The sequence below is a fragment of the Pseudomonas sp. GM33 genome, from assembly GCF_000282295.1.
GTDB lineage: Bacteria > Pseudomonadota > Gammaproteobacteria > Pseudomonadales > Pseudomonadaceae > Aquipseudomonas > Aquipseudomonas laurylsulfatiphila.
Genome location: NZ_AKJO01000026.1, coordinates 12,488 through 35,249 on the forward strand (window position 1 = coordinate 12,488; position 22,762 = coordinate 35,249).

The 22,762-nt window shown below is 59.9% G+C and carries 23 protein-coding genes; 12 read left to right on the top strand and 11 right to left on the bottom strand.

Annotated features, from left to right (window positions below):
* Positions 1 to 2: 2 nt before the first annotated feature.
* The 6 genes from PMI26_RS24800 (at position 3) to recX (ending at position 4,339) form a co-directional block, all read left to right on the top strand.
* On the top strand, positions 3 to 1,019 hold the full coding sequence (locus tag PMI26_RS24800; RefSeq protein WP_007971141.1) for a hypothetical protein: 1,017 nt from the start codon (positions 3 to 5) through the stop codon (positions 1,017 to 1,019).
* Positions 1,020 to 1,059: 40 nt separating this feature from the next.
* Positions 1,060 to 1,623 (top strand): glycoside hydrolase family 19 protein, encoded by a 564-nt coding sequence (locus PMI26_RS24795; RefSeq protein ID WP_007971143.1) that lies wholly within the window; start codon positions 1,060 to 1,062, stop codon positions 1,621 to 1,623.
* Positions 1,605 to 2,141, top strand: a complete 537-nt coding sequence (locus PMI26_RS24790) for a lysis system i-spanin subunit Rz (RefSeq protein ID WP_033047460.1) — start codon at positions 1,605 to 1,607, stop codon at positions 2,139 to 2,141. The genes PMI26_RS24795 and PMI26_RS24790 overlap by 19 nt, the downstream gene beginning before the upstream one ends.
* A 79-nt stretch (positions 2,142 to 2,220) precedes the next feature.
* The gene (locus tag PMI26_RS24785) at positions 2,221 to 2,721 is read left to right on the top strand and encodes a CinA family protein (protein WP_007971146.1); all 501 of its coding nucleotides are present in this window, start codon (positions 2,221 to 2,223) and stop codon (positions 2,719 to 2,721) included.
* 83 nt (positions 2,722 to 2,804) lie between these two features.
* Entirely contained in the window at positions 2,805 to 3,863 is a 1,059-nt protein-coding gene (gene recA, locus PMI26_RS24780) for a recombinase RecA (protein WP_007971148.1), read from the top strand.
* A gap of 8 nt (positions 3,864 to 3,871) precedes the next feature.
* On the top strand, positions 3,872 to 4,339 hold the full coding sequence (recX, locus tag PMI26_RS24775; RefSeq protein ID WP_007971150.1) for a recombination regulator RecX: 468 nt from the start codon (positions 3,872 to 3,874) through the stop codon (positions 4,337 to 4,339).
* A 45-nt stretch (positions 4,340 to 4,384) separates the two neighbouring features.
* Here the strand turns inward: recX and PMI26_RS24770 are convergent, their stop codons facing one another.
* Positions 4,385 to 5,503, bottom strand: a complete 1,119-nt coding sequence (locus PMI26_RS24770; protein WP_007971151.1) for a TIGR00730 family Rossman fold protein — start codon at positions 5,501 to 5,503, stop codon at positions 4,385 to 4,387.
* 482 nt (positions 5,504 to 5,985) lie between these two features.
* Here PMI26_RS24770 and PMI26_RS24765 point away from each other — a divergent pair, with 482 nt between their 5' ends.
* On the top strand, positions 5,986 to 6,180 hold the full coding sequence (locus tag PMI26_RS24765; RefSeq protein WP_007971153.1) for a hypothetical protein: 195 nt from the start codon (positions 5,986 to 5,988) through the stop codon (positions 6,178 to 6,180).
* On the opposite strand, the gene PMI26_RS24760 is transcribed toward PMI26_RS24765, so the two are convergent.
* Complete coding sequence (locus PMI26_RS24760; protein ID WP_007971154.1) at positions 6,181 to 6,603, bottom strand: quorum-sensing-regulated virulence factor family protein; 423 nt, start codon at positions 6,601 to 6,603, stop codon at positions 6,181 to 6,183.
* A 188-nt stretch (positions 6,604 to 6,791) separates the two neighbouring features.
* Between PMI26_RS24760 and PMI26_RS24755 the strand changes: the two genes are divergently transcribed.
* The 3 genes from PMI26_RS24755 to PMI26_RS24745 all read left to right on the top strand — a co-directional run bounded on the left by PMI26_RS24755 (position 6,792) and on the right by PMI26_RS24745 (position 8,858).
* On the top strand, positions 6,792 to 7,550 hold the full coding sequence (locus PMI26_RS24755) for a tRNA-uridine aminocarboxypropyltransferase (RefSeq protein WP_007971155.1): 759 nt from the start codon (positions 6,792 to 6,794) through the stop codon (positions 7,548 to 7,550).
* A gap of 218 nt (positions 7,551 to 7,768) precedes the next feature.
* Positions 7,769 to 8,419: a response regulator transcription factor ErdR gene (gene erdR / locus PMI26_RS24750; protein ID WP_007971156.1), complete on the top strand. Its 651-nt coding sequence runs from the start codon at positions 7,769 to 7,771 to the stop codon at positions 8,417 to 8,419.
* A 76-nt stretch (positions 8,420 to 8,495) separates the two neighbouring features.
* Positions 8,496 to 8,858, top strand: coding sequence for a diacylglycerol kinase (locus PMI26_RS24745; protein WP_007971157.1), 363 nt, complete (start codon positions 8,496 to 8,498; stop codon positions 8,856 to 8,858).
* Here PMI26_RS24745 and PMI26_RS24740 read toward each other — a convergent pair.
* Positions 8,855 to 9,781 carry a LysR family transcriptional regulator gene (locus PMI26_RS24740; protein WP_033047456.1) on the bottom strand — a complete coding sequence of 309 codons (927 nt, stop codon included), beginning with the start codon at positions 9,779 to 9,781 and terminating at the stop codon, positions 8,855 to 8,857. The genes PMI26_RS24745 and PMI26_RS24740 overlap by 4 nt on opposite strands.
* A 145-nt stretch (positions 9,782 to 9,926) precedes the next feature.
* Here PMI26_RS24740 and fpr point away from each other — a divergent pair, with 145 nt between their 5' ends.
* Complete coding sequence (fpr, locus tag PMI26_RS24735) at positions 9,927 to 10,706, top strand: ferredoxin-NADP reductase (protein ID WP_003443014.1); 780 nt, start codon at positions 9,927 to 9,929, stop codon at positions 10,704 to 10,706.
* A 183-nt stretch (positions 10,707 to 10,889) separates the two neighbouring features.
* On the opposite strand, the gene tsaA is transcribed toward fpr, so the two are convergent.
* The 6 genes from tsaA to rimO form a co-directional block, all read right to left on the bottom strand.
* Positions 10,890 to 11,588, bottom strand: coding sequence for a tRNA (N6-threonylcarbamoyladenosine(37)-N6)-methyltransferase TrmO (tsaA, locus tag PMI26_RS24730; RefSeq protein WP_007971159.1), 699 nt, complete (start codon positions 11,586 to 11,588; stop codon positions 10,890 to 10,892).
* 184 nt (positions 11,589 to 11,772) lie between these two features.
* Positions 11,773 to 12,543, bottom strand: coding sequence for an SDR family oxidoreductase (locus PMI26_RS24725; protein WP_007971160.1), 771 nt, complete (start codon positions 12,541 to 12,543; stop codon positions 11,773 to 11,775).
* 208 nt (positions 12,544 to 12,751) lie between these two features.
* Positions 12,752 to 13,222, bottom strand: coding sequence for a DUF1456 family protein (locus PMI26_RS24720; protein WP_007971161.1), 471 nt, complete (start codon positions 13,220 to 13,222; stop codon positions 12,752 to 12,754).
* A 76-nt stretch (positions 13,223 to 13,298) separates the two neighbouring features.
* Positions 13,299 to 14,009: an rRNA pseudouridine synthase gene (locus tag PMI26_RS24715; RefSeq protein ID WP_007971163.1), complete on the bottom strand. Its 711-nt coding sequence runs from the start codon at positions 14,007 to 14,009 to the stop codon at positions 13,299 to 13,301.
* A gap of 191 nt (positions 14,010 to 14,200) precedes the next feature.
* Positions 14,201 to 14,674, bottom strand: coding sequence for a GNAT family N-acetyltransferase (locus PMI26_RS24710; protein ID WP_007971165.1), 474 nt, complete (start codon positions 14,672 to 14,674; stop codon positions 14,201 to 14,203).
* Positions 14,675 to 14,786: 112 nt separating this feature from the next.
* Positions 14,787 to 16,124, bottom strand: a complete 1,338-nt coding sequence (gene rimO, locus PMI26_RS24705; protein ID WP_007971167.1) for a 30S ribosomal protein S12 methylthiotransferase RimO — start codon at positions 16,122 to 16,124, stop codon at positions 14,787 to 14,789.
* 292 nt (positions 16,125 to 16,416) lie between these two features.
* Here rimO and PMI26_RS24700 point away from each other — a divergent pair, with 292 nt between their 5' ends.
* Positions 16,417 to 18,318, top strand: a complete 1,902-nt coding sequence (locus tag PMI26_RS24700) for a potassium transporter Kup (protein WP_007971169.1) — start codon at positions 16,417 to 16,419, stop codon at positions 18,316 to 18,318.
* A gap of 246 nt (positions 18,319 to 18,564) precedes the next feature.
* Here the strand turns inward: PMI26_RS24700 and PMI26_RS24695 are convergent, their stop codons facing one another.
* Both PMI26_RS24695 and mprF read right to left on the bottom strand, forming a co-directional pair.
* Complete coding sequence (locus tag PMI26_RS24695; protein ID WP_007971171.1) at positions 18,565 to 19,860, bottom strand: virulence factor family protein; 1,296 nt, start codon at positions 19,858 to 19,860, stop codon at positions 18,565 to 18,567.
* Entirely contained in the window at positions 19,860 to 22,502 is a 2,643-nt protein-coding gene (mprF, locus tag PMI26_RS24690; protein ID WP_007971173.1) for a bifunctional lysylphosphatidylglycerol flippase/synthetase MprF, read from the bottom strand. The genes PMI26_RS24695 and mprF overlap by 1 nt, the downstream gene beginning before the upstream one ends.
* Between the last annotated feature and the right edge of the window lie 260 nt (positions 22,503 to 22,762).

Sequence of the window (22,762 nt, forward strand, 5' to 3'; positions counted from 1 at the left end):
GCATGTCACTGGGTTTCACGCCAGCGGTGGAAATCTACGGCGCCAATGCGGCGCTGCTCAACGAACGCTTGCTCAATTGGCAACATGTCGACGCGGCGGGCATCGAGTCCGATCAACTGACACTCTCGATTGATCTGCAAGGTCTTGAAGGGTTGCCCGACCTGGGCGGAAAAATCGGCCTGCGGGTGGGTTACCTGGAGTCGGGGCTGGTGGATAAAGGAGAGTTCGTCATTACCCGGCGTACGCCCACCCTGTTCCCCTTGCGCCTGACGCTGGTGGCCACGGCTGCGCCGTTCAGTGCGGCGGATCAAACCGGGTTCAAACAGCGTCGATCGGTCAGCCACGGGCCTACGACCCTGGGAGCACTGTTTCGACAATTGACCTCCAGGCACGGATTTTCCCCGCGTGTGGCCCCGGATCTGGCGTTGATTAAAATTGCGCACATTGATCAGTCCAATGAAACGGACATGGGGTTTTTGACCCGGCTGGCCTACCTGCACGACGCTGTCGCCAAACCGTTCAACGAATTGTATGTGCTGGCGCGGCGGGGGCAGGTGAAATCGCTGTCGGGCAAGATTCTGGCGCCGGTAATGCTGTCAGTGACCACCAACAATCATCCGGGAGACAACGCCTTTGTCTCTGCGACCCTGGATGAAACTGCCCGCGCCAAATACCAGGGTTGCAAGATAAGTTGGTGGGACGCAGCGGCGGGTCAAGAGCGAGTGGAGGAGAGCGGCATTGCGCCGTTCAAGACGCTGCGCAAGCGCTGTCAGGGAGCCGATGAGGCTCGAGCTGCCGCGGAAGGTGAAGTGCGCCGGATGGTGCGCGAAACGCTCAAGGTAAACATTGTTTGCCCGGGCAATCCGGCACTGGGCGCAGAGGGACTGGTGGTGCTGGATGACACTTGGCCTGACTTCATGCGAGGGCGCTGGTCGATCGACAAGGTCACCACCAGTGGAAGTCGAAAGGACAGCTATCGTTGCACGATTGCAGCGACCTGCCTGGCTTCTGCTTCGTAACACCGTGACTACACCGTTTATCAATCAATGAGGTCAAACCATGCCGCTGACTGAACGGCAACTTCTCAAAATCATGCCAGGCGCCCGCACCCAAGCGGGCGTTTTTATTTCTGCTCTCAACATTGCCATGGCTAATCACCGCATCAATACGCCCAAACGCATCGCTGCGTTCCTCGCGCAAGTCGGTCATGAGTCCGGGCAGTTGCAGTTCGTGCGGGAGTTGGGCAGCGATCAGTACCTGAGCCAGTACGATACGGGTGCCCTGGCTGTTCGCCTGGGCAATTCCGCAGAACCTGACTGCGACGGCCAGAAGTACCGTGGGCGCGGTTTGATTCAGGTCACCGGTCGCAACAACTACCGTCAGTGCAGCCTCGGCCTGTTCGGCGACGAACGTCTGCTGGCCGCGCCTGAACTGCTCGAACAACCGCAATGGGCTGCCGAATCCGCTGCGTGGTATTGGGCGCAAAACGGTCTGAACGAATTGGCCGATCGCGACCAGTTCAACAGCATCACCCGCCGTATCAACGGCGGTTTGAACGGGCTACAGGATCGCTTGCAGCTATGGGCGCGGGCGAGGGCAGTGTTATGTCAGCCTTCGGTTTGATTTCGGCGCCTTACCAAACGGCCGTCAGTGTTGTTTTACTGGTGGTGCTGGCGGGCGGCTCGGCGGCGCTGGCCTGGCGTATTCAGGATTGGCGCTATGCGGGGCAACTGGAGGAACAGGCCAGGTTGCACCATGAAACGCTGAATCAACTGACCCTGGTTGCTCAAACCCAGAGGCAGGCGGAGCAGGACATGCGCCTCTCCCTGGAGCAGCAATTGTCCACCAGTGAAAAAAAACATTACCGAGTGCTAAGCGATGTTCAACGTGATCAGGATCGCCTGCGCGATCGTCTTGCCACTGCTGATCTGCGCTTGTCAGTCCTCCTCGATGCCGGCGATGTTGCCCCCGACCGTGCAGTGCCAGGCACCTCCCGCCCCGGCAGGGTGGATCATGGTGCCGTACGCGCCGGACTTGACCCGGCGCATGCTCAACGAATTATTGCCATCACCGACGCCGGCGACCGCGGACTGATTGCCTTGCAGGCTTGTCAGGCTTATGTCAGAGCGCTTGCGCACTAACATTTTGATCGGTCCAGTCGCTTGCAAGTGCAGTCTGCTGGTGTACGGTTAACCCATCCCGCCCCATCAGGAGATGACCGTGAAAGTAATTACCCAGCTCGCCGCTGACCTTGGCAGGCAATTGCAGATTCTCAACGCCCATGTTTCCACGGCCGAGTCCTGCACCGGAGGCGGGATCGCCGAGGCGATCACCCGTATTCCGGGCAGCTCGGCGTGGTTCGAGGCCGGTTACGTCACCTATTCCAATCTGCAGAAGAACCTGCAACTGGATGTTCCTGTGGAGTTGTTCACCACGGTGGGGGCGGTCAGCCGCGAGGTGGTCGAAGCGATGGCCAGGGGGGCGCAGGAGAAAAGTCGCGCGTATTTTTCCGTGGCGGTCAGTGGCGTAGCCGGGCCGGACGGTGGTTCGCCGAGCAAGCCGGTGGGGACGGTTTGGTTGGCCTGGGGCGTGGGCGAGCGAGTGTTCAGCGAGTTGCAACACTTCGCCGGTGACCGCGACGAGGTGCGCCGACAAACGGTGAAGGCCGCGCTAGAGGGGCTGCTGCGCTATGCCGCGGCAGAAATCTCAAATCAGGGGTAGGCGATCCGGAATCGCTGTGGAATAATACTGGCTACTTATACAGGTGTTGGCCGTCAGGCCTTATTGATTACGTGAGGACTTTAATGGACGACAACAAGAAGAAAGCCTTGGCTGCGGCCCTGGGTCAGATCGAACGTCAATTCGGCAAGGGTGCCGTAATGCGTATGGGCGATCAGGACCGTCAGGCGATCCCGGCCATTTCCACTGGCTCTCTGGGTCTGGACATCGCTCTCGGCATCGGCGGCCTGCCAAAAGGCCGTATTGTTGAAATCTACGGTCCTGAATCTTCCGGTAAAACCACGCTGACCTTGTCCGTGATCGCCCAGGCTCAAAAAGCCGGCGCGACCTGCGCATTCGTCGACGCCGAACACGCCCTCGACCCTGAGTACGCCGGCAAGCTGGGTGTCAACGTCGACGACCTGCTGGTTTCCCAGCCGGACACCGGCGAGCAGGCCCTGGAAATCACCGATATGCTGGTGCGTTCCAACGCAGTCGACGTGATCATCGTCGACTCCGTGGCCGCCCTGGTGCCAAAGGCTGAAATCGAAGGCGAAATGGGTGACATGCACGTGGGCCTGCAAGCCCGCCTGATGTCCCAGGCGCTGCGTAAAATCACCGGTAACATCAAGAACGCCAACTGCCTGGTGATCTTCATCAACCAGATCCGCATGAAGATCGGCGTGATGTTCGGCAGCCCGGAAACCACCACCGGTGGTAACGCACTGAAGTTCTACGCATCGGTTCGTCTGGACATCCGTCGTACTGGCGCGGTGAAGGAAGGTGATGAAGTCGTCGGTAGCGAAACCCGCGTCAAGGTCGTGAAGAACAAGGTGGCTTCGCCGTTCCGTCAGGCCGAGTTCCAGATTCTTTACGGCAAGGGCATCTACCTCAACGGTGAGATGATCGACCTGGGTGTTCTGCACGGTTTCGTCGAGAAGTCCGGCGCCTGGTATGCCTATGAAGGCACCAAGATCGGTCAGGGCAAGGCCAACTCGGCCAAGTTCCTGGCGGACAACCCGGAAGTCGCGGCAAAGCTGGAGAAGCAACTGCGTGACAAGCTCCTGTCCCCGGCATCCGTAGCAGACGCCAAAGCTTCTGCGGTCAAAGAGACCGAAGACGACCTGGTTGACGCTGATATCTGATCGAAGCGATGACCGCCGTACTCGATACACTCGTCGCGGTGCGGCGAACCGCAATGGACCTGCTCGCACGACGCGAGCACGGTCGAGTCGAGCTGACGCGTAAACTGCGTCAGCGCGGCGCCCTCCCTGAAATGATCGAAACAGCACTCGACCGGTTGACGGAAGAGGGGTTGTTGTCTGAAACCCGTTACCTCGAAAGTTTCGTTTCCTACCGCGCCCGTTCCGGTTATGGCCCTTTACGCATTCGTGAAGAGTTGAGCCAGCGCGGCCTGCAGCGCATCGATATTGAACTTGCCCTGCGTGAGAGCGGTATCGACTGGCAGGAGCAACTGGCCGACACCTGGCGACGTAAATTCTCCGGGCAATTGCCGGCAGATGTCCGGGAGCGAGCCAAACAAGGCCGATTCCTGGCGTATCGGGGATACTCCATGGAAATGATCAACCGCTTGTTCAGCGGTCGAGGGATGGACGACTGAATTGAAACGGCCCGCTATTTTGATAGCGGGCCGTTTTTTTATGCCTCACGTCACCTTTGACGGCTCCCGCGTGCGTTGTTGTGCTTGGGGTTTTGATTGTGCCCAGTTTTCCGGCAGGTTGATGTAGTCCACAAGTTCGCGCAGGCGGCCATGATTGCGGGCGTTGAAGTTGAAGACCAGTCGCGCCAGATGGCTGAATTCGGCTTCGTCGTGTTCCTCACCGCTGTAAGTGTGCTGATGGAAATGATCGCTCAGGCGCAGGTCGGCGAAAGCCTCCTGCATGTATTCGAGTGCCTGGTCGTTGAGTGAGTGATTCATGCGAATCAGGAATTGATGCTTGAGCCAGCGACTGGAGTGGAAGTTGCTGTAGAACTGATTGATGTGCTCTACCGCTTCTTCGACGTTGTAGACCAGTCTTACCAGCTTCATGTCAGTGGGCAGGATGTAATGGTTTTCCTCCAGTTGCTGGTGAATGAAGTCCAGTGCGCCTTGCCAGAATTTACCGCCCGGCGCGTCGAGCAGCACCACAGGCACCAATGGGCTTTTGCCGGTCTGAATCAGCGTCAGCACTTCCAGGGCTTCATCCAGCGTGCCAAAGCCGCCCGGGCACAGCACCAGGGCATCGGCTTCCTTGACGAAGAACAGCTTGCGGGTGAAGAAGAAATGGAAGGGCAGCAGGTTGGTCGTGCCGTCGACAGTGGGGTTGGCATGCTGCTCGAAGGGCAGGGTGATGTTGAACCCCAGGCTGTGTGTCAGGCCGGCGCCCTCGTGGGCGGCGGCCATGATGCCGCCACCGGCACCGGTAATGACCATCATGTCCGAGCGGGCCAGAGCGGCGCCGAGTTCCCGGGCCATCCTGTAGAGCGGGTGTTCCATGGGGGTACGGGCCGAGCCGAAAACAGTGACCTTGCGCCGTCCCTTGAATTGTTCGAGCACGCGGAAGGCCTGTTCCAGTTCGCGCAGGGCTTGCAGGGTGATTTTGGCGTTCCAGCGGTTGTGGTCTTCCTGGGCCATGCGCAGCACGGTCAGGATCATGTCACGGTAGATCGGGATGTTCGGGCTGTTGGGTGAAATCAGCTTGAGTTGTTCTTCGACCTTGCTGAGGAGGTCGTGGCCGCTTTCTTCGAAATGACGGCTCAGGAGGTCATTCGGTTGGTAAGGCATTCAACTTCTCCTTCTGCACAGAACCCTCGGCCCGACAACGTACGCCGGTGCCACGACACTTCATGTGTCGCTGTCTGCCCAGGCCCATGCCTGGGCGATCTATTTGACCCGAAAGGCATCGGATCATCCAAACAGGTTCTGTTTTTCCCTTGGATGAAAGAAACAATCGCACAACACAGCAAGCGACGGCCAGCCCCCTTTCCAGCCCTGAAAAAGTGAAGGTGGATACCTGAAATCTAGACCTTCACAATGATTTGCGCTGATTGATCATTGCGCCACAACGTCTTTGCTGGCAACCGCTTATTGACGATTTGCAAGGTGGTTTCACCGCTCGTCTGAACAGGCGTCGCATGGGCCGCACTCTGATTTACTAAGTTACAGGTGCCACACGACAACTTTGCGTCAACGGCAGGGCGCACGGTACATGCAGTTCAAGGATTTAATCGCTCAAACATGAGTGAAGTGCAGGGAGGCGGGAAACCATGGCCAGAGTCGTTCTGGAGGTCGATACGCAACTGTATCGATTGTTGAAGTCATCAGCCGAGGCCAATCATTTGAGCCTCGAAGAGGAGTGCTGCCGGCGTTTGCGTGGCGGCGAACGCCGTTCGCATTACTTGCAGGCGCTGCTGGCAGAATTGCGCGCCGAAGATGAACAGCGGCGCGCCAATTCCCGGTGATTACTTTTTCTTCTTGGCCGGTTGCAGGCAATCCGATTCCTGGAAGCTGGCGGAGCCGACCGGACGGTTGGTCTTCACCTCGGTGAAGTCGTAACGCATGATCGCGCCCTTGGCCATCAGCTTGCGAAACCCTTCGTTCCTGCAGACAGAAGCGCCCAACTGGAAGTACACCGCCTTCGGGTCTGCACGCATCTTGTCGGCATGGCTGCTCTGCACGCTCAGGTGGTTGATCAGCTGTTTGCCTTCAACGGTGTAGCCTTGATCGAGTATGTCTTCGTTGATCGCTCGTGGAGTGCCGACGCTGCTCTGGGTGGCGACGTTTTGCAGCATTTTGTTCAGTTCCGTGTCTTTCAAGGACGCAGCCTGGGCATTGAGGGACGACGCCAGCAAAATGGCCGCGGTAGGAACGATAAGGCGCAGCATGAAACTCTCCTGGTTCAGTGATGGGGGTTTGACCCGTCACGTGACTGTGCGTTCAGTGGCGGCGAATTATAGGGGAGGCGGGCTGGACGGTACAGGCTTGCGCCGGGCGGTCTGGTAAACTGCTGGCACTTTTTACCCTGTCGAGTGTGTTTCGTGTCGAGTTTCCTTCTCTGTGGGCGTTGTCCGCTATGAGCCCCACCCCCGCGCGCTTTGCCATGAATGCCGTAGCCCGCTTGCGCGATCAGCGTGAGGAGGAGGGCATCAAGCCGATTCAGGCCCGCGGCTGGCGTGCGCCGCGTTGCCGTGACTGCCGGGTGATCGAGAGCCACTGCTTGTGCGCATGGCGTCCGCAGGTCGCGACCCGCTCCGGTGTGTGCCTGATCATGACCAACAAGGAAGTGTTCAAGCCGAGCAACACCGGTTGGCTGATCGCCGATGTGGTTCCTGACAACCATGCCTTCATCTGGTCCCGTACCGAGGTCGATCCGAAGTTGCTGGCGCTGTTGTCCGACCCGCAATGGCAGCCGTACCTGGTGTTTCCGGGTGAATATGTCGAGCCTGAGCGGGTGACAAACAGTGTGGATATCGATGGCACGAAGCGTCCGTTGTTCATTCTGTTGGACGCGACCTGGACCGAAGCGCGAAAGATCTTTCGCAAGAGCCCCTATTTCGATCGATTGCCGATCCTCAGCCTGCTGCCCGAAAAACTCTCGCGCTACCGGTTGCGCCGCTCGACCCGCAGCGAGCATCTGTGCACGGCGGAAGTGGCGGCGCTGTGTCTCGACCTTGCGGGCGATGTCGACGCAGCCTCGGCGCTGGATGCCTACTTTGATGTGTTCAGCCAGCATTACCTCGACGCCAAACATCAGTTGGACATGAACGTTTCGACGCCGGCGCATGCCGAGTTGATGCCCTATGTCCAGTCGCTCACTCCATGGGTGGGCTGATTGTCGCTCATACTGCAATAAACTGTACCGGGCATGCGGCTTGACCACCCCGGCTTCGCTGGGCATGCTTGGCGCCGATCAGGGTGCGGCCAGCGTTTGCAATGGCGTTTCTTGCGTTGAACGTGCCTGGTCAGTGCAGCTCCATGGCTGTGCCTTGAGGTGTTTTGGCGAGCTCCGAATGCATCGGGCGTCCCATGAAAAACAGGATCATTTGAAAAATGGCCACATACGAAATCCTGATTGCCGATGACCACCCACTGTTTCGTAGTGCCTTGCATCAAGCGTTGACCCTGGGCCTTGGCCCGGATGTCCGTCTGGTGGAGGTGGCGAGCATTGCCGAACTGGAAGTCCGCCTGACGGAAAAGTCCGACTGGGATCTGGTACTGCTGGACTTGAACATGCCGGGGGCCTACGGTTTTTCCGGGCTGGTCCTGCTGCGCGGTCAGTACCCGCAGATTCCGGTGGTCATGGTCTCGGCCCAGGAAGAACCGACCATCATGGTCAAGTCCCGTGAGTTCGGCGCCAGTGGCTTCATTCCCAAATCCAGCGACTTGAGTGTGATCCAGAAAGCCGTGCGTGCGGTCCTCGATGGCGATGTGTTCTGGCCACCGCAGGCGTTCGAAGCGGTCAGCGTTTCGGCAGAGGCCAAGGCGGCCAGCGAAGGCCTTGCCAGTCTGACACCGCAGCAATTCCGGGTGCTGACTATGGTCTGCGAAGGCTTGTTGAACAAGCAGATCGCCTACGAGTTGAGTGTTTCCGAGGCGACTATCAAGGCGCACGTGACCGCGATTTTCCGTAAACTGAATGTGCGGACCCGGACCCAGGCTGCTCTGCTCTTGCAACAACTTGAGTCAACTTCCAGCCATTAAAGGCTGGCAACTTCACGCTTTTTTGACTTTGGTTGAACTAGCTTTCCCACTTCCTTTTTTGTCAGTTGCCCACTCTATGTCACCTTTCAAAGGCCAGACCGGCCTGAAACGAATCCTCAATGCCTCCGGTTATTCGTTGGATGGCCTGCGCGTAGCCTTCACCGGCGAAGCCGCCTTTCGGCAACTGGTATTGCTCAACGTCATCCTGATTCCCTTGTCGTTCTTCCTGAATGTCAGCCGGGTCGAACAGGCGTTGTTGATCGCGGTATGCCTGTTGGCGTTGATCGTCGAGTTGCTCAATTCGGCCGTGGAAGCGGCCATCGACCGCATTTCCCTTGAACGGCACCCGCTGTCCAAGAATGCCAAGGACATGGGCAGTGCCGCCCAGTTCGTGGCATTGAGCATGATTGCCCTGGTGTGGGCGGTCATCCTGCTCTAAGCGATCGTCGGCAGCACGATCTCGTCGCTGCGCTGAACCCCGGCGGTGAAGGCGCGGCACAGGTCGAGGAATTCGCGCATCGCCGAGGTCTGATATTTCTGTTTATGCCAGATGAAATAAAACTGTCGCGCCAGATCCAGATCCGGCGTCTCGACAGGCACCAGGCTGCCGCGGCGGAATGCGTCGCGCAAAGCCAGCCGGGAAATGCAGCCAATCCCCAAACCTGACTCCACCGCGCGCTTGATCGCCTCGGTGTGCTCAAGCTCCAGTCGGATATTCAAGGAAGAACGGTGATGACGCATGGCTTGATCGAAGGTCAGCCGTGTGCCGGAGCCCTGTTCGCGCAAGATCCACGCTTCGTGGCTCAACTCGTCCATGGTGGCCGTGCCGCGCTTGGCCAGCGGATGTTGAGGGGCGCAAAACACCACCAGTTCGTCTTCGACCCAGCTTTGCACTTCGATGTCCGGGTGACTGCAGTCGCCTTCGATCAGACCCAGGTCAATTTCATAGTGGGCCACCTGTTGCACAATGTTGGCAGTGTTCTGCACGTGCAGCTTCACCTGGCTTTCCGGATGGCGCTGCATGAAGCTGCCGATCAGCAGGGTGGCCAGGTAATTGCCGATGGTCAGGGTCGCGCCCACGGCCAGCGAGCCGAAACCGGACTTGCCATTGAGCAGGTCTTCGATTTCCTTGGCCTGGTCGAGCAGGGCGACCGCTTGCGGTAACAGTTGTTTACCAAGGGCGTTCAGGCTCAGCCGTTTACCGGCGCGGTCGAACAACTGGCAGCTGCACTGGCGCTCCAGTTCGGTGATCGAGGTGCTCGCCGCCGATTGCGAGAGGTTGAGCAGGCCCGCAGCACGGGACACGCTTTCCTGCTGGGCGACGGCGACGAATACTTGAAGTTGACGGAGAGTAAATCGCATATCGATATAACCGATAACCCTTATCTTAATAATCCATTTAACAGATATTGTCTCTGCCTTTAGAATGCGATGCAATTGCGCAGAGCTGGCTTTCTTGCAGAGCACACCGAACACGCGCAGACCAATCTCCAGGAGTCCCACGTACATGAGCAACATGAACCACGAGCGTGTCCTCAGTGTTCACCACTGGAACGACACTCTGTTCAGCTTCAAGTGCACCCGTGATCCGGGCCTGCGCTTCGAGAACGGTCAGTTCGTGATGATCGGCCTGCAACAGCCCAACGGCCGCCCGCTTATGCGTGCTTACTCGATTGCCAGCCCGAACTGGGAAGAGCATCTCGAGTTCTTCAGCATCAAGGTGCCTGATGGTCCGCTGACTTCGCAGTTGCAGCATCTGAAGGAAGGCGACGAGATCATCATCAGCAAGAAGCCTACCGGCACGCTGGTGCTGGATGACTTGAAGCCTGGCAAACATTTGTACCTGCTCAGCACCGGTACCGGTCTGGCGCCGTTCATGAGCGTCATCCAGGACCCGGAAACCTACGAGCGTTTCGAAAAAGTGATCCTGTGCCACGGCGTGCGTTACGTCAACGAAGTCGCTTACCGCGAGTTCATCACCGAGCACCTGCCGCAGAACGAATTCTTCGGCGAAGCGCTGCGTGACAAGTTGATCTACTACCCGACCGTGACCCGCGAGCCGTTCGAGAACGAAGGTCGCCTGACCGACCTGATGCGCAGCGGCAAGCTGTTCAGCGACATCGGTCTGCCTCCGATCAACCCGCAGGACGACCGCGCCATGCTGTGCGGCAGCCCGAGCATGCTCGACGAGACCAGCGAAGTACTGAACAGCTTCGGCCTGAAGGTTTCGCCGCGGATGCGCGAGCCGGGTGACTACCTGATCGAGCGTGCGTTCGTAGAGAAGTGACCGCAGGTCACGTGTAGGAGCGAGCCTGCTCGCGATGGAGGTCAACGATAACGCGGGAAGCTTGATACCCAGCGGCGTCCTCAGGTTTTTCGCGAGCAGGCTCGCTCCTACAGTAGATTTGCAGCGCATCTGAAAAGCCCGCATGACTTGGGAAGGTCAGGCGGGCTTATTCGTTTCCAGCGTTCAGCCCTTTGCAGGAATGACTTCCAGGACGCGGATCAGCTCCGGTGTCGGGTAATGCCAACGCACATCCAGATCCCAGAACTGCGCACCGTATTCCCGCTCGGGTGCAGGTATTTGATAGGCCGGGCGGGGATCCTGTGCCAGGCATTGCTCGATCAACTCAACCAAAGGCTCATCAAGGCGCCGGGCATGCTCGTGAGCCTGCAGCAGCGCTGAGTCCGTCCACTGCACGGGAATCAGCTGCGGCGCAGCGCTGGCGATGCTGTTGGCGGCTGTATCGATGATGTCGGCGTAGGGCACGTAGGGCTTGATATCGAGAATCGGTGTGCCATCCAGCAGATCGATGCCCGAGATCCACAGACGGTTGGCTTCGACCCTGTCCAGTTTCACCACTGATTGCCCGATGCCATTGGGGCGGTGGGTGGCACGGGTGGCGAACACGCCCATGGATTTGTTGCCGCCGAGACGAGGAGGGCGGACCTTCAGGCGAGGCTTTTCCTCCAGGGCCTGGTGGAACAGGAACAGCAGCCACACGTGGCTGACTTGCTCCAGGCCCTGCACCGCGTCCCCTTGATCGAACGGGGCCACCAGTTCCAGCACCCCACGGGCGGCCGGGGCCAGTTGTGGCTGGCGCGGAATGGCGAACTTCTCCTTGAAGCAGGAGCGCACGAAGCCGATGGGGGAAACGCTGTAGGTCATGGTTTGCGGTCGAGGTGGGAAGAGAGTGGGCATGATAACCCGATCAACCATTGCTTAGGCGGTGCCTGTCATTCCGTCATCGCGGGCAAGCCCGCTCCCACAGGGATCTCGAGCGCACACAAGTTTTGTGTATGGCATAAAACCTGTGGGAGCGTGGCTTGCCCGCGATGGGCGCGCCGCCGATCTACAGACTGAACCCGCCATCCAGCGCAATGATGTTCCCGGTCATATAGGCTCCGGCCGTGCTCGCCAGACTGATCGCCAGCGCCGCCATCTCTTCCTCGCGGCCCCAGCGCTTCATGGGAATCAGCGCCGTATCCTCAGCCAGTGCCTGTTCATCATCGCCAATGTGCCGGGTCATCTTGCTTGGAAAACGACCCGGTGCGATCACATTGACATTGATGTGCTGGCTCACCAGTTCGCGCGCCAGAATCCTCGACAGTTGATGCAGCGCCGCCTTGCTCGGCCCGTAGGCATACGCCTGTTCGCCGAAGGATGAAATCCCGGCTACCGAACCAATGTTGATGATTCGCGCGGGATTCTGCGCTGAACCGGCCTTGCGCAGCAGGGGCAGGAATTGCTGGATGCAATTGAATACCGATGTCACGTTGAGCTGCATGACTTTTTCCCAGCCCTTGATCGGGTAGCTCTCCAGTGGCGCACCCCAGGTGGTGCCGGCATTGTTCACCAGGATGTCCAGATGGGAAATCTGCTCCCCCAGGCGTGTGGCCAGTTGCAGGACGCCCTCTTCGGTGGCGAGGTTGGCAACCATGGCGTGGCAGTGTCCAAGCGCGCTGAGTTCGTCGGCGGTTTGCCGGCAGGCTTCGGCGTCGCGGGCGCAGACGTACACGGTGGCGCCTGCTTCGACGTAGGCCTTGGCGATCATCTTGCCGATACCACGGGTGCCGCCGGTCACCAGGGCGGTGCGGCCTTGCAGGGAAAAGTAGGGATGCATGGCGAATCCTGAGAGCTGAGGGTCTTGATACCCTAGTCGTCAGCCGTTCGAAACGGAGCCACTATTTTTGCGCGGAATGAATGGCCATACGGCCAAGCCCTGAACCACCTGTGTAGGAGCTGCCGCAGGCTGCGATCTTTTGATCTTGTTTTTTTAAAGCAAGATCAAAAGATCGCAGCCTGCGGCAGCTCTTACAGGGGGCGGTGGTTTATTGGGGGCGAACGCGCAGGGTCAGGCCCTTGAGGAAGTTGCGCAGCAACTGGTCGCCGCACGGGCGATAGTTGGTGTGGCCGAACTTGCGGAACAGCGCGCTCAGCTCAGGCTTGGACACCGGGAACTCGGCGGCCTTGAGGATCGCGTGCATGTCGTCTTCTTTCAGCTCGAACGCCACCCGCAGCTTTTTCAGGATGATGTTGTTGGTCACCGGCACTTCGATCGGCTGCGGCGGACGGCTTTCGTCCTTGCCGCGCTTGAAGATCACCAGGCCGTCGAGGAAATGTGCCATGACTTCGTCCGGGCAGCGCACGAAGCCTTCTTCGTCTTCCTCTTTCTTGTCGAGATAGGTCACCAGGTCTGCCAGGGTCACGTCCAGGCCGCCGAGCTTGATGATCTCGATGACTTTCTTGTCGCTGATGTCGAGCATGTAGCGCACGCTGCGCAGTACGTCATTATGAATCATGTGTGCAGTCCTGATAATTCAGCTATGGGTGCCGCCGAAAACAGCAGCACCGAAAAGTGTGGCGGCGCGGATAGCCTTAGAACTTCTCTTTGCCGGACAAGTAGCGCCATTGCCCCACGGGCACTTTGCCGATGGACACGCCGCCGATGCGGATGCGGCGGATGGCGACGACCTTCAGGCCGACGGCCTGGCACAGCAGGGCGATGATGCCCGGTTGCGGGTTCTTCATGGCAAAGCGCAGGCGGTTTTCGTTCTGCCAGCTGGCCTTGACCGCCGGCAACTCCTTGCCCTTGTAGGTCAGGCCATGGTTCAGACGGTTGAGGCCGTGAGCCACCATCTCGCCTTCAACCTCGACCACATACTCTTGCTCGATCTTGCTGGAGTCGGCGGTGAGCTTGCGCAGGATTTTCCAGTCCTGGGTGAACACCAGCAGCCCGCTGGCGTTGGCCTGCAGGTCGGTGCTGGCGGTCAGGCGCAGGAAATGCCCGCGCAACGGACGCTTGCCGTAGCGGTGTTCTTCGCTCAGGGTCTCGGCGCCGAGGGTGGCCATGGCGGTGTCTGCGTCCATGCCGGCCGGCACATTGAGCAGCAGGGTCACAGGTTCCGGCGCGGTGGCCTTGGCTTCTGGATCAAGCTCGACTTTCTGGGTGTCGACCTTGAATTGCGGCTCGTCGATGACCACACCGTCGACGGTGACCCAGCCGCCCTCGATGAACAGCTCAGCCTCCCGACGGGAGCAGCCGACGAGTTCGATGAGGCGTTTGGAGAGACGAATCGGGTCAGTCATGTCAGGGCCGTAACAAAAAGGGGGTAGGCATTGTACCTGCCTGGCGCCGGTTAATCCCGGTTCCATTTGCGCAGTGAGGCTTTTTGTGGGAGCGGGCTTGCTCGCGAAAGCGGTTTATCAGCCAATATTGATGTTGAATTTGATGGCCTCTTCGCGAGCAAGCCCGCTCCCACATTTGGTTCCTGGTTGTGTCAGCCACTGCGTGTGAGTTGTTCTGGCTGACGCATACGCATGTGCAGCAACGGATACGGCTGGCCCATGCCATCGACTTCCGAGCGACCGATGACTTCGAAACCCTGCTTGAAGTAAAAGCCGAGGGCTTGCGGGTTCTGTTCGTTGACGTCCAGTTCATCGGCGTTCAGGTGTTCCAGGGCATAGCGCAACAATTTCTTGCCCAGGCCCTGGCCGCGATGGTCGGGGTCGATGAAGAGCATTTCGATCTTGCCTGCCGCGACGCCGGCGAATCCGGTGATGCGCTGGCTCGAATCCTTGGTGCAGATCAGCATCACCGAGTCGAGGTAGCGGGTCAGCACCAGGTTTTTCAGCAGTTCGATGTAGCTGTCCGGCAGAAAGTCGTGGGTGGCGCGCACCGAGGCCTCCCAGACCCGGGTCAATTCTTCGTAGTCGCCGAGTTTCGGCGTGTGGATGACCGAATGCTGACGCATGCCCGTCTGCCTCTTTTGCAGTGGTTGATAGGAATCCTTCCATGTGCAAACGATAGCCGTAAAAAAGCCCCGCATCTCGTCAAGAGAGCGGGGCTTTTTGTATTTTTTGCGTTTAGATCTGTTCAGCCCACAGGTCGTACTCGTCGGCGTCGGTCACTTTGCACCAGACCTTGTCGCCTGGCTTGAGGTTGCTGCCGTTGTCGATGAATACGTTACCGTCGATTTCCGGTGCGTCGAAGAAGCAGCGGCCCACGGCGCCTTGCTCGTCGACTTCATCGACCAGCACTTCGATCTCGCGGCCGATGCGCATTTGCAGGCGCGCCGAGCTGATGGCCTGCTGGTGCGCCATGAAACGCTCCCAACGGTCCTGCTTGACGTCGTCCGGGACGACTTCCAGGTCCAGGTCATTGGCCGGTGCGCCTTCTACCGGCGAGTACTGGAAGCAGCCGACACGGTCGAGCTGGGCTTCGGTCAGCCAGTTCAGCAAGTACTGGAAGTCCTCTTCGGTTTCGCCCGGGAAGCCGACGATGAAGGTCGAACGGATGATCAGGTCCGGGCAGATTTCGCGCCAGTTCTTGATGCGTGCCAGGGTCTTGTCTTCGAAGGCCGGGCGTTTCATCGACTTCAACACTTTCGGGCTGGCGTGCTGGAACGGGATGTCCAGGTACGGCAGGATCTTGCCGGCGGCCATCAGCGGGATCAGCTCGTCAACGTGCGGGTACGGGTAAACGTAGTGCAGGCGAACCCAGACGCCGAGGGTGCTGAGGGCTTCGCAGAGTTCGGTCATGCGGGTTTTCACCGGCGCGCCGTTCCAGAAACCGGTGCGGTATTTCACGTCGACGCCATAGGCGCTGGTGTCCTGGGAGATCACCAACAGTTCCTTGACGCCGGACTTGACCAGGCGCTGGGCCTCGTCGAGCACGTCGCCCACCGGACGGCTGACCAGTTTGCCGCGCATCGACGGGATGATGCAGAAGCTGCAGCTATGGTTGCAGCCTTCGGAAATCTTCAGGTAGGCGTAGTGGCGCGGAGTCAGCTTGATGCCTTGTGGCGGCACCAGGTCGATCAGCGGGTTGTGGTCCTGGCGTGGCGGCACGACTTCGTGCACGGCGTTGACCACTTGCTCGTACTGCTGCGGACCGGTCACGGCCAGCACGCTCGGGTGTACGTCGCGAATGTTGCCTTCTTCGACGCCCATGCAGCCGGTCACGATGACCTTGCCGTTTTCCTTGATGGCTTCGCCGATCACTTCCAGGGACTCGGCCTTGGCCGAGTCGATGAAGCCGCAGGTGTTGACCACCACGACATCGGCGTCCTGGTAGGTGGACACGACGTCATAGCCCTCCATGCGCAGCTGGGTAAGGATGCGCTCGGAGTCGACCAGTGCTTTGGGGCAACCCAGGGATACGAAGCCAACCTTTGGATTGGCCGACGCAGGAGTGGTGGACATGTCTAACCTCGGTATTTTGTGACGCCTCGTGCCGAGTGCGGCAAGACGACGGACGGGCGCTCATTTGGCGCCTCTGGTCAAAAAGTGCGCAATTCTAGCGATGGTAAGCCCACTTGACCAGCTTTATGCAGGGAAATACGACGAGTGCTGCGCTATGCTTCGCGCCGTTACGCTTTACTGGTTTTTTACAGTCAACAAAACGTCTGTAACCTGAAGTAAAACAGCGCATGCTGCACGACAAAGCATAGTGCTTCTTTCAAAGAAGCCCGGGTCTGAGAAGTAGGAGTGGTGGATGGGTCAGGCAAGTAGTCAGGCTGCCGGTGCCGAGCATTCGGCGGTGAAGCCGATCGGTATGCTGGTCGCGGCAGTCGGGGTGGTTTATGGCGATATCGGCACCAGTCCGTTGTACACCCTCAAGGAAGTGTTTTCCGGAGGCTATGGCGTGCCGGTCAACCATGACGGGGTGCTGGGGATTCTGGCACTCATTTTCTGGTCGCTGATCTGGGTCGTGTCGATCAAGTACATGATGTTCGTCCTGCGCGCTGACAACCAGGGCGAAGGCGGGATCATGGCCCTGACCGCACTGGCCCGGCGGGCGGCGGCGGGCCACGCGAAGTTGCGCACATTGTTGGTGGTTTGCGGACTGATCGGTGCGGCGCTGTTCTATGGCGACAGCATGATTACCCCGGCGATTTCCGTGCTGTCGGCGATTGAAGGCCTGGGGCTGGCATTCGAAGGCATCGACCATTGGGTGGTGCCATTGTCGCTGGTGGTGCTGGTCGCGCTGTTTCTGATCCAGAGTCACGGGACCGCGCGCATCGGCATCCTGTTCGGGCCGATCATGGTTACCTGGTTCCTGGTGCTGGGTGCACTGGGCGTCTATGGCATCAGCCAGCATCCGGAAGTCCTGGAAGCGATGAACCCGGTGTGGGGCGTGCGTTTCTTCATGGTGCATCCGGGCATGGGCCTGTCGATTCTCGGCGCCGTGGTGCTCGCACTGACCGGTGCCGAAGCGCTGTACGCGGACATGGGCCACTTCGGTCGCAAGCCGATCGCTCGTGCCTGGTTCATCCTCGTGCTGCCGGCGCTGGTGCTGAACTACTTCGGCCAGGGCGCACTCCTGCTGGGCGATCCGGAAGCTGCCCGTAACCCGTTCTACCTGCTGGCACCGAGCTGGGCATTGATCCCGCTGGTCGGCCTGTCGACCCTGGCCACGGTGATTGCCTCGCAAGCGGTGATTTCCGGTGCGTTCTCCCTGACCCGTCAGGCGATCCAGCTCGGTTACATTCCGCGCATGCACATCCGGCACACTTCCAGTGCCGAACAGGGCCAGATCTACATCGGCGCGGTGAACTGGGCGTTGATGGTCGGCGTGGTGCTGTTGGTACTGGGTTTCGAATCCTCCGGCGCCCTGGCCTCGGCCTACGGTGTGGCCGTGACCGGGACCATGCTGATGACCAGTATCCTGGTGTCTGCGGTGATCCTGTTGCTATGGAAGTGGCCACCGGTGCTTGTGGTGCCGATCCTGTTGGGTTTCCTCTTGGTAGACGGTGTGTACTTCGCCGCCAACGTGCCGAAAATCGTTCAGGGCGGTGCTTTTCCGGTGATCGCCGGTTTCGCTCTGTTTGTGCTGATGACCACCTGGAAGCGCGGCAAGCAGTTGCTGGTCGAGCGCATCGATGAGGGTGGTTTGCCGCTGCCGATCTTTATCAGCAGCATCGCGGTACAACCGCCCCATCGCGTTCAGGGAACTGCCGTGTTCCTCACGGCGCGGCCAGATGCCGTGCCCCACGCGCTGTTGCACAACCTGCTGCATAACCAGGTGCTGCATGAGCAAGTGGTACTGCTGACGGTGGTGTACGAAGACATCCCGCGGGTACCGCCGACGCGGCGCTTCGAGGTGGATTCCTACGGCGAAGGTTTCTTCCGGGTGATCCTGCACTTCGGCTTCACCGACGAGCCGGACGTACCGAAGGCGTTGAAGCTGTGTCATCTCGATGAACTGGACTTCAGCCCGATGCGCACCACGTACTTCCTCAGTCGCGAGACGGTCATCGCCTCCAAGCTCGAAGGCATGTCTCGTTGGCGCGAGGCGCTGTTTGCCTTCATGTTGCAGAACGCCAACGGCAATTTGCGTTTCTTCAATCTGCCGCTGAACCGGGTGATTGAACTGGGTACTCAGGTGGAGATGTAAGTGACCCAAAAAAAGCCCCCGTTGCCTTGCGGCAGCGGGGGCTTTTTTGTGGCCGGTCGCTGGATACTTCAGAACCTCTGTGGGAGCGAGCTTGCTCGCGATGGCGGTGCCACATTCAACAGAAATGCTGACTGATCTACCGCTATCGCGAGCAAGCTCGCTCCCACAGAGGATATGTGGTGTGTGGTGGAATGAAAAAGCCCCCGCTACCGTGAGGTAACGAGGGCTATTTTGCTGGCTGTCAGATCACTCTGTAGCAGCTGTTTCCTTCGGCTGACGCTTCTCGATGATCTCTACCAGACGCTTGGCCAGCGCCGGGTAGTTCTCGTCGAAGTGATGACCGCCGGGCAGTTTCATCGCTTCGCCTACCGCAGTCTTGTCGGTGCAGCCACTCTCGTCGGTTTCTTCTTCACCGTAGATGCACACCACTTTGGCGGCTGGCAGCTTGGCCATCTCCGGGCCGGTGGCGGCTTCCTTGCCTGCGTTGCCGAGCCAGCCTTCGACTTCGATCTCGAAGCTGCCGGTGCGGGCGAAGGCCAGCAGGATGATCGCGTCGACGCGTTGCTGTTCCGATTCGGCCAGGCGGTTATAGATCGCCGGCAGAACGTCGGCACCAAACGAGTATCCGGTCAGGATGAAGCGCTTGGTGCCCCATTTCTGCCGGTAGTGCTGCATCAGTTCGGCCAGGTCCAGCGCGCTTTGCTCAGGGCTCTTGTGCTGCCAGTAGTAGCGCAGCGTGTCGATGCCCACCACCGGGTAGCCGATCTTGGCCATCTCGCCCGCCACGTCGCGGTCGAGGTCGCGCCAGCCGCCGTCACCGGACAGGAACAGGGTCACGGTGTCCCTGGCCTGACCTGCCGGCACTTCGACCACCGGAATCTGCAGGCCGCCGGCGGCTTTGTCGCCGCCGACGAGGATCTTGCGCAGTTCGTTGTTCAGCACTTGCGGCAGGTTGATGTCGTAGTCGCTGATGCTGGTTTCGGCGTTCGGTTGATCACGCACGAAGCCGGCGCTGGTGTCGTCCGGGTTGTCGTTCCACGCTGCCAGCCAGTGGCCGTGGGCCGCGCTTTTGGGCAGCAGGTGAGTGCAGCCACCCTTTTCCAGGGCCAGGTCGACCGAGACGGCGTAAGCCTTGTCGTCCTTTTGCTCGGATAACCAGCGCCAGGCCAGCACGGCACCCGGGCCGATGCCGCTGACCAGGGTCGCCGGGCCTTTGAGTTCCCTCAGGCCCGATTGCAGGGCGCGGCTTTGCAGCAGGCAGTCCTTGGGCAGGATCACCTGGACAATCTGCGCCGAGCCACTGCGGCTAAGGGTCATCAATTGCTTGTCGCTGAGTTTCTGGTCTTCGTTGACCGCCACCAGCACCTGGGCGCGTGGCGTGGTGCCGGGGATGACGCGGGTCATCGCCGCACCGTCGGCCGGGGTCAGGGATTCGAGGGTCGGTTCCGGTGCCGGGCGTTTCAGGTACCAGAAACCGCCAGCGAGAATCAGGGCCACTATCACCAGTGTGCCCAAAACATACCGCAAGGAGCGTTGAATCATCAGCGTTTCACCAATCCGGTCAAGCCGCCCGCGATCAGGGCGGCAGTGTCGGCCAGCGCAACCAGCGGATCGAGTCCGGCGGGCACGGCCATATAACGGGGTTCCCAATCAGGTTGGAACTTGTCTTTGAAGCGGCGCAAGCCCTGGAAGTTGTACAGCTGCTCACCACGGCGGAATACCATCGAGCCCAGGCGCTGGGTCAATGGCGCGCCGCGACGGGGTTGCAACCCCGACAACGGCACCATGCCCAGGCTGAAACGCGCGTATCCATGGTTTTTATAATGTTGAATCAGACCGACCATCATGAATTCCATGGTCAGCTTCGGGGCGTCCGGGTGCGCGCGCATCAGGTCGAGGCTGGCCAGGTCATGGCCGTAGGTCTCGAGCAAGTTGGCGAACGCCACCGGGCGTCCTTCGAAACGAATCACCGCGATGCGGAAATACTTCAGGTAGTCATCGCTGAAACGGCCCAGCGAAAAACCCTTCTCGCGGACGTTCTTGCCGGTCAGCCAGGCATCGGAAATTACCTTGAGTTCATCCATCGGCGCCTGGCCCGGCTCGAAGATCTCCAGCGACAGGCCGTCACGGGTGCCACGGTTCCAGGTGTAGCGCAGGTCCTTCATCTCTTTGCCCTTGGCTTCGAGATCAAAACGCTTGAGATCGACCCGGGCTTCTTCGCCGAGCTTGATCGCGGTCAGGCCGATGTCCATGTAGTACGGCAGGTTTTCCGCGCGTACCTGATAGAACACGGGGCGGGCGTGGTGGATATCGCACAGGTCGCGGAACTGCCAGATCATTTCCGCCCGTTGCTGGCCCGGTCCGATCGGATCATACAGCGCCACCAGGCTGCGGCCGCGACGGGCGTACATCAGGAACGCCTCGTCGTTGGGGTGGAACAGCAGCGCCTTGTCACCGGTCAGGGCCAGGCCGCCATCGGGTTGCGCGGAGGCCATGAGGATCTTGCTGGCGCGCTCCAGCTCCTCGGGTGTCGGCAGGTGAATGACCGGGCGCGCGGTGCGCAGCAACCAGGTCAGCGACACCACCACCAGCAGCACGGCAGCCCCGAGCAGCGAACGCAGGCCGCGAGGGGCATCGGCGTCCAGAGTGAATTGCCACCAGAGTTGATGGCTGTACGGAACGTCCTGATAGGCAAACAGCAGCAACCAGATCGACGCCCCGAGCACGCACAGGCTGGCCACCAGGTACAGCGGCGAGAACGGCACTTCGGTCAGACGGCTGGGACGGTAGAACGAGCGGCGGAATACCCCGAGCAGGCTCGCCGTCAGCACCATCAGGCTGGCTTCTTCCCAGTCGAAACCCTTGAGCAGTGAGAGGAGGGCGCCGACCAGCAACAGGATGGTGGTCAACATCCACGCGGCCGACAGCCGGCGGCGCAGGCCCTGGGCCAGCAACAGGCAAAGCACGCCGACCAGGCTGGCGCCAAAGTGCGAAGCGTCGACCAGTCGATGGGGGATCAGGAAACCGATGTGTTCCAGGCGGGTGTCGATTTCCGGGGTGGCGCCGGAGAACAGCAGGACAACACCGGACAGAAATACCAGCACCGCCAGTATCGGCGCCGCCAGGCCCGAGGCCGCGCGCAAGGTCTGGCGTGTCTGGAACAGGCGTTGACCTTCGTTGACCAGCAACAGCAGGCAGGCCACCAGCAAGGGCAGGACCACGTAGATCAAGCGATAGAGCAGCAGGGCGGCCGCCAGTGGCGCAGCACCCAGGGTGTCGGAAAAGGCCGCCAGCAAGATCGCCTCGAACACCCCGACACCGCCCGGCACATGACTGAGCACGCCAGCGGCCAAAGCCAGCAGGTACACCAAAAGAAACGCACCGAAGGGTGGCGTTTCCGGCAGCAGCAGATAGAGCACCGTTGCGGCGGCGGCGACGTCCAGGGCGGTGATGATCAATTGCAGGAACGTCAGGCGAGTCCCGGGCAGGCGCAGGGTGCGGCGCCCGATCCTGACCAGCAGGTTGTCCGGGTAAGGCTGTTCCGGCAGTCGGCGACGGTAGATACCGATGGCCAGCACCGAAAACAGCACGAGCACGGCGCTCGCCACTACGCCAAGCAAGGTCTCGGAGAGCCCCAGGGCGGTGGCGGCTGCAGGGAGGTCGCTGAGCGTCGCCAGGGCGGCCAGCGGCGGCAGGGCGCACCCTAGCGAGAGGCTGGCGAACAGCGTCATGCGCGCGACTTCAGCCGCTCCCAGGCCATGACGGGCATAGAGGCGATAGCGAACCGAGCCGCCCGACAACATTGAAAGGCCGATGGCGTTGCCGATGGCAAAGGCTGTGAAGCCACCCAGCGCCAACTCGCGCGGTGCCAGGCTCACCCCGGCATAGCGGCTGGCCGACCATTCGTAGCCGAGCAGAATGATGAAGCCCACCACGGTTGCGCCCAGTGCACCCAACAAGGCAGGTTTTGGAACTTCGAGGATCGAGTCGTGCAGCGCGTAAAGGTCGAGTTCGCTCAGTAGGTGGCGACAGGCAATCAACGCGATCGCGAACAACAGCAGGGTGACCGCCAGGCCAATGGGTTGACGGTATTTGCTCAATCGATCAAGCAGGCGCAAACGCTCAGCCTTGATCGGTTGTGTCGCTGTGACAGTGTCTTGTGAATCAGACGAGTTGGCGCGCATCAATCACCTCTTGGATTGTGCGCGACAGGATGGGGGTATCCAGCCAAGTTACCAATCCCTGTAGAAAAAAATAATCACAAATATTAACGCCTATCACCGGGCGGCGGAGACGGCGCGACATCAGTCGTGAGGGCTTCAGCCTGCGATAGAGCATAGTCTGAACCCGGCGCATGGGTGGCCCCAAACGGCTTGCTGCACAGTGACAGATCATTGTTGCGAAAGGACTTTTTCAACAGATACAAAAAAGGCCACTCTTTCGA

Excerpts from the sequence above, each read along its gene's own strand:
- PMI26_RS24800 (WP_007971141.1), top strand. The coding sequence starts at position 3 with ATGTCACTGGGTTTCACGCCAGCGGTGGAAATCTACGGCGCCAATGCG.
- PMI26_RS24745 (WP_007971157.1), top strand. The coding sequence starts at position 8,496 with ATGTCACCTTTCAAAGGCCAGACCGGCCTGAAACGAATCCTCAATGCC.
- PMI26_RS24765 (WP_007971153.1), top strand. The coding sequence starts at position 5,986 with ATGGCCAGAGTCGTTCTGGAGGTCGATACGCAACTGTATCGATTGTTG.
- PMI26_RS24790 (WP_033047460.1), top strand. The coding sequence starts at position 1,605 with ATGTCAGCCTTCGGTTTGATTTCGGCGCCTTACCAAACGGCCGTCAGT.
- mprF (WP_007971173.1), bottom strand. The coding sequence starts at position 22,502 with ATGCGCGCCAACTCGTCTGATTCACAAGACACTGTCACAGCGACACAA.
- PMI26_RS24795 (WP_007971143.1), top strand. The coding sequence starts at position 1,060 with ATGCCGCTGACTGAACGGCAACTTCTCAAAATCATGCCAGGCGCCCGC.
- PMI26_RS24715 (WP_007971163.1), bottom strand. The coding sequence starts at position 14,009 with ATGACTGACCCGATTCGTCTCTCCAAACGCCTCATCGAACTCGTCGGC.
- erdR (WP_007971156.1), top strand. The coding sequence starts at position 7,769 with ATGGCCACATACGAAATCCTGATTGCCGATGACCACCCACTGTTTCGT.
- PMI26_RS24770 (WP_007971151.1), bottom strand. The coding sequence starts at position 5,503 with ATGCCTTACCAACCGAATGACCTCCTGAGCCGTCATTTCGAAGAAAGC.
- PMI26_RS24760 (WP_007971154.1), bottom strand. The coding sequence starts at position 6,603 with ATGCTGCGCCTTATCGTTCCTACCGCGGCCATTTTGCTGGCGTCGTCC.
- rimO (WP_007971167.1), bottom strand. The coding sequence starts at position 16,124 with ATGTCCACCACTCCTGCGTCGGCCAATCCAAAGGTTGGCTTCGTATCC.
- tsaA (WP_007971159.1), bottom strand. The coding sequence starts at position 11,588 with ATGACCTACAGCGTTTCCCCCATCGGCTTCGTGCGCTCCTGCTTCAAG.
- recX (WP_007971150.1), top strand. The coding sequence starts at position 3,872 with ATGACCGCCGTACTCGATACACTCGTCGCGGTGCGGCGAACCGCAATG.
- fpr (WP_003443014.1), top strand. The coding sequence starts at position 9,927 with ATGAGCAACATGAACCACGAGCGTGTCCTCAGTGTTCACCACTGGAAC.
- PMI26_RS24710 (WP_007971165.1), bottom strand. The coding sequence starts at position 14,674 with ATGCGTCAGCATTCGGTCATCCACACGCCGAAACTCGGCGACTACGAA.
- PMI26_RS24695 (WP_007971171.1), bottom strand. The coding sequence starts at position 19,860 with ATGATTCAACGCTCCTTGCGGTATGTTTTGGGCACACTGGTGATAGTG.
- recA (WP_007971148.1), top strand. The coding sequence starts at position 2,805 with ATGGACGACAACAAGAAGAAAGCCTTGGCTGCGGCCCTGGGTCAGATC.
- PMI26_RS24725 (WP_007971160.1), bottom strand. The coding sequence starts at position 12,543 with ATGCATCCCTACTTTTCCCTGCAAGGCCGCACCGCCCTGGTGACCGGC.
- PMI26_RS24720 (WP_007971161.1), bottom strand. The coding sequence starts at position 13,222 with ATGATTCATAATGACGTACTGCGCAGCGTGCGCTACATGCTCGACATC.
- PMI26_RS24700 (WP_007971169.1), top strand. The coding sequence starts at position 16,417 with ATGGGTCAGGCAAGTAGTCAGGCTGCCGGTGCCGAGCATTCGGCGGTG.
- PMI26_RS24740 (WP_033047456.1), bottom strand. The coding sequence starts at position 9,781 with ATGCGATTTACTCTCCGTCAACTTCAAGTATTCGTCGCCGTCGCCCAG.
- PMI26_RS24755 (WP_007971155.1), top strand. The coding sequence starts at position 6,792 with ATGAGCCCCACCCCCGCGCGCTTTGCCATGAATGCCGTAGCCCGCTTG.